The sequence below is a fragment of the Planktothricoides sp. SR001 genome (assembly GCF_001276715.1).
Classification (GTDB): domain Bacteria; phylum Cyanobacteriota; class Cyanobacteriia; order Cyanobacteriales; family Laspinemataceae; genus Planktothricoides; species Planktothricoides raciborskii.
Window position 1 is genome coordinate 58,069 of the sequence record NZ_LIUQ01000027.1, and the last position, 4,987, is coordinate 63,055.

The window sequence follows — 4,987 nt, forward strand, 5'->3', positions numbered from 1 at the left end:
AATAGTGAATAGTGAATAGTAAATAGTGAATAGTGAAGAGTGAAGAGTGAAGAGTGAAGAGTGAATAGTGAAGAGTGAATAGTGAATAGTGAATAGTAAATAGTAAATAGTAAATAGTAAATAGTAAATAGTAAATAGTAAATAGTAAATAGTAAATAGTAAATAATAAATAATAAATAATAAATAATAAATAATAAATAATAAATAATAAATAATAAATAATAAATAATAAATAATAAATAATAAATAATAAATAATAAATAATAAATAATGAATAATGAATAATGAATAATGAATAATGAATAATGAATAATGAATAATGAATAATGAATAGTGAATAGTGAATAGTGATATGGTGATATTTATTTTGTACGGGCGAATGGCCATATAGCCTGACGGATTATGCTTCGCAAGGACGCCCCTACGACTTTTCACTTTCCCCCCACACCCCACAGACAACAATCAACAATCAACCATAAACAACCAACAATCAACAACCAACAATCAACCATCAATATCAGAAATTCGGCGAGTAAAAAATCGGCCAATTCCGTATAAAGCTAAGGTCATCCCCAGCATTTCTAGATATTCTTCTAAACCAATTCGGAGTTTTTCCATCGCCCCATATCCAGTATTTAACACTTGGAATTTAAGTAGCTCCAATCCCAAAGCACCGAACAAAAAAGTAAAGATGCCGAAACCGACCAAAAATGCCGCAAAAGGATAGAATTTCCAAGTGGCTTTTAAATCTTTGAACAATAAAACCAAGGTCGCGATCGCTATGGCAATATACAGATAAATATAAATATTGTACCAACTGCGACAGTTTTCTATCAGCAGCCAACAAAAAGGTTTATAAAAATGTTGATGAACCTTAAAAGTTTCATCAATCACAGAAACATAAAATATAATCAAACCCACGGTTATCGCCAACCGGCGAGAAGGTTTTTGACCGGGATAACTCCGATAAAACGCCAAACCCATAAACCCGCAAGCGACAAAAAATAATTGCACCGCTGAAAACAAAGAGGGCAGATTTTGAAATCCATTAAAATCGATGATCGCCGGACTTTTTCCCCACAACCAGACAGTAATTAGATAAATGGATAATAAAACTAATTCAAAGGCTATCAAAGTCCCTAACAATAAATTATTCAATCGGGCGACTTGATTTGCACTAATTTTGATTCTATTCATAAAATTAACTGTTTAATTATTAGTTTCTTAATTTGTGTTTAAGATTAAAATAAGAGAATCGATGCTTGTAATGTGGGGATAGTCAGGCGACCATCCATATCAAAAAGGGCATAAACTTCTCGGTTCAGTAACACACCGCCCAGGTAAATTGTCGCGATCGCTACTTCGCAGAAAATTAAGCCACTAATCCAGTAGTGGATCGCCCGTTTAATCAGTTGTGAGTTGATATTCATTGATATAAATTTCTCGGTTAATTGTAGATCGGCTGTGTATATTAACTTACCAAATGGTCATTAATTCCTGACAATTCCGGCATCGGCATCGCAAAACCTCTTAATTCATCTTAGAATATCTTAGAATATCTTAGAATATGTTAGCATATAAATATCCGCGAATCGATCGCCATTCCCCTTGATCGCGAGGTAGTGGCAAAATTACGCCAGGAAATCCAGCAAGGGAATACGATTTTATATTTAGGATTTAGGAGATAATGCCGGGGAAATTGTCTGCGATCGCCTCTTAATCGAACAACTTACCCTAGAAAAAATCACTTATGTAGTCAGAGTAAATCTGATTATTAATCATGTTACAATTGGCGATGATCAAATCGTAGGAATCACCGAAATTGTCCCGGTAATTCACAACGGTTCTGATGCCCCTGGAACAGTGTTATCAGTTTGCTTTTAAGCCCTAAATCCATGCCGGAATGCTTCGCCCATACTGAAAACCGCAGGAAAAAATATGAAAACTAAAACATCATTGTTTGGTTTAATTACTGGGATAATTTTGGCAGTTTTTCCTCAGACCGTGAACGCCAATCACTTAACCGCAACAGTTGAAAAAATTACCGATGGCGATACCGTTGTTTTGAATCAAGGAGGGAGATCGATTACCACTCAACTTGCTTGTATTGATTCTCCTGACTGGGTCAATGGATTAGGGGCGGGTTTCAAACTCGGTTTATTGAAAAAACCCGGTTGCTTCAAGAAACCGGGTTTTTGCGCCTAAATTCAACCGGGGGAATTAGACAGTAGTAGTCAGGTTATAAGGTTGGGTCAATTTATCAAGCTGTTGGACTAATAAACTGAGGAATAAACCCACGTCGGTGACAACTCCCGTTGATTCCACCGAACCGCGATCGCTCAGTTTAGTCACCACTGCGGGGTTAATATCTACGCAGACCATTTTCACTCCTGCTGGGGTCATATTGCCCACCCCAATGGAGTGCAACATGGACGATAACATCAGAATCATGTCGGTATTTTTCAACAGATGAGTATATTCTGCTTGGGCTTTAATCAGATCCATTTGAGTATCCGGTAACGGCCCATCATCCCGAATAGAACCCGCGAGAGAGAATGGCACATTATTCTTGACGCATTCATAGAAAATGCCACGAGTCAGTAAGCCTTGATCCACCGCAGCGGCAATGCTGCCACAACGACGAATGGAGTTAATCACTTTCAGGTGATGTCGGTGCCCACCGCGAACGGCGACTCCCCGTTTCATGTCCACACCGAGAGAAGTACCCATTAAAGATTGTTCTATGTCATGGACTGCGATCGCATTCCCACCGAGGAGGGCTTGCACATAACCTTCGCGGATCAATTTGGCTAAATGTTCGCCACCTCCGGTATGGATCACCACTGGGCCTGCGGTGACGACCACTTTGCCACCGCGATCGCGAACTTGCCGCAATTCCCAAGCCACTTGTTCCACCACCAACTCGACCCGGCGTTCGCTGGACACACTGCCGGACATAAAGCTAAATTCCTGCTTACTGTCGCGGGTTTCTGGCTTGCGTACCGTGCGGATCCCTTGCACATCCACCACCACATCTTCCCCGACTTCTAAATCGCGCAGGAGTTTGCACCGGGCTACCGGGCCTTCGGCAGTATGGGTAATCGCGATCGCGCCATCCATCCGCTGATTTTGCAATCGAATCCACTGTCCGTGAACGCGGACTTCCGTCGGATAAATCGTCGTCACATAGAAATCATCTGGGGCGACACCATTTTGCAACACCGGCTGTAGCTTGGCATCCCGTTCATCTTGGGGCAAATTCACCGCACCCAAATTAATTAACTGGGAAACGATTTCTTCCATCATGCCGTGAGACGGGGCCGAAACCTTAACCTCTGCTTTAGAGGTACTTTGGCGCTGTTCTCCCAACTGAAAACTCAGGACTTGGAAACTGCCGCCTCCTTCCACAATTTTATCCAGAGCCCGGTTCATCAACCCAGAATCAAGCAAATGTCCTTCCAGGCGAATAATCCGACTTTCCACCGGCACATTGGCATGATGCTCAACTTGAATGGGTTCCGTACTCCGCAAGGTCAAACACTTGGCAGCGCCTCCCGCTTTGATAAATTCATTCAGAGGAGTTTCGATCACTTGGAAGCCAACTTTCGCCAACTGCTGTTTTAGGTCATTACTGACTTGGTTCATCACCACCGTATGACCAATATTCACCGCATTGCAGGCAAACTTGACCGCATCAGCTTCTTGAATGGCGATCCGTTTTTCAGCGGGTACGCGCATTTCAATAATGCGGTTGGAGTAGAAGTCAAAAGCCGGAGGATAATAGAGTAAATAACCTCCCGTCAGAGGACAGAAGCAAGTATCTAGGTGATAGAAACGTTCATCCACCAGTTGCAGGGAAACCACCTCAATATCTAACCATTTGGCTAGATAAGAGTGAGAGTCTAGTTCTGAACGGAAACCATAACCCGCCCATAACCAGTTGCCGCCGCGATCCAGTAAAGCATCTCCAGCCCCTTCAAAGGGTAAATCTTTCGGCAATTCATAAACGGTGTAGCCTTGTTTTTGGAACCAATCTTTAAAATAGGGTTCTTCTCCTTGGCGTTCTTTGTGGAAAAACCGGCTGACAACCGCCACTTGACCCAAAACCACACCAGCATTAGCGGTGAAAACCATATCTGGCCAACCCTGTTGGGGCTCCACCAGGTCAACGATCGCGTGTTCTTTGAGGACTTTGTAGAGACCTTCCCATTGTTCTGTGGCGCGATCGCGTGAGGATTTGTGAATATTCCCCTCCATCCACGGATTAATTACATAGTCCACTTCGTAGTGGTGGGGAGGGCACATGAGAATGCGAATATCAGAAGACATATTTACGCGCTAATTAATGAGTAATTTGTACGGAGAGTCAATTTAGTTAGTAATTTTGTGTCACCGTCACACAAAACTAACGGCTCTGGTTAGCAGAACTTTTTTCAGAAATCTGGAATGTTTGCAGTCAGCAAGCCAACTTTTCATTTTATCACAGCATTCCGGGCGCAATGCTTCCGTCCTGACATTTGTTTGTAAATCTTGTGAATATTGTTCAGTCTGAATATTCTGGGGATTTCTGCGGCTTGCCGGGGATGATTTGCCGGGGAGAAACTCTTCAGGGGGTCAAGTCCCTAGGTCGCTGAATTATTTTTTTGATATTTTCGCTAATCTGGCTAATTTAAATCCACAAAAAAACGCTATTTTTAATATCAAAAAATATTTTATTAAAATTAATTAAATATCAATTAACTTAAATTAAATCTTATTAATAAAGCACCTTAAATATATTTAAATTACCATCAATATATTGAAATAATCGATGCAAAACCATCAAGATGTGGCGATAGGTAGTTTGATGTATTAAAAGTTCTTAAAAGGACAATCTATCCGCTTACTTTGTCCCTAACCGCACCGTCCACCAATCCAAAAAAACCCCCAGGTGAAACCTAGGGGGGAGCCATAAGGGTGCATTTATATATAAGATTTCGACTCTACT

Annotated in this window: 4 protein-coding genes and 1 pseudogene; 2 read left to right on the forward strand and 3 right to left on the reverse strand. The window is 41.4% G+C overall.

The genetic code is table 11. The features are described 5' to 3' along the window. Positions 1 to 504: 504 nt before the first annotated feature. Entirely contained in the window at positions 505 to 1,197 is a 693-nt protein-coding gene (locus AM228_RS16455; protein WP_054467199.1) for a hypothetical protein, read from the reverse strand. A 44-nt stretch (positions 1,198 to 1,241) separates the two neighbouring features. After that, positions 1,242 to 1,430: a hypothetical protein gene (locus tag AM228_RS16460; RefSeq protein WP_054467200.1), complete on the reverse strand. Its 189-nt coding sequence runs from the start codon at positions 1,428 to 1,430 to the stop codon at positions 1,242 to 1,244. Between the two features lie 262 nt (positions 1,431 to 1,692). On the opposite strand from AM228_RS16460, the pseudogene AM228_RS36845 reads away from it, so the two are divergent. Then, positions 1,693 to 1,884: pseudogene (locus tag AM228_RS36845) on the forward strand (hypothetical protein); the annotation flags it as partial. A gap of 54 nt (positions 1,885 to 1,938) precedes the next feature. Beyond that, positions 1,939 to 2,205: a thermonuclease family protein gene (locus tag AM228_RS16465; protein WP_054467201.1), complete on the forward strand. Its 267-nt coding sequence runs from the start codon at positions 1,939 to 1,941 to the stop codon at positions 2,203 to 2,205. 15 nt (positions 2,206 to 2,220) lie between these two features. Here the strand turns inward: AM228_RS16465 and AM228_RS16470 are convergent, their stop codons facing one another. Next, positions 2,221 to 4,329, reverse strand: coding sequence for a TIGR00300 family protein (locus AM228_RS16470; RefSeq protein WP_054467202.1), 2,109 nt, complete (start codon positions 4,327 to 4,329; stop codon positions 2,221 to 2,223). Positions 4,330 to 4,987: the final 658 nt, after the last annotated feature.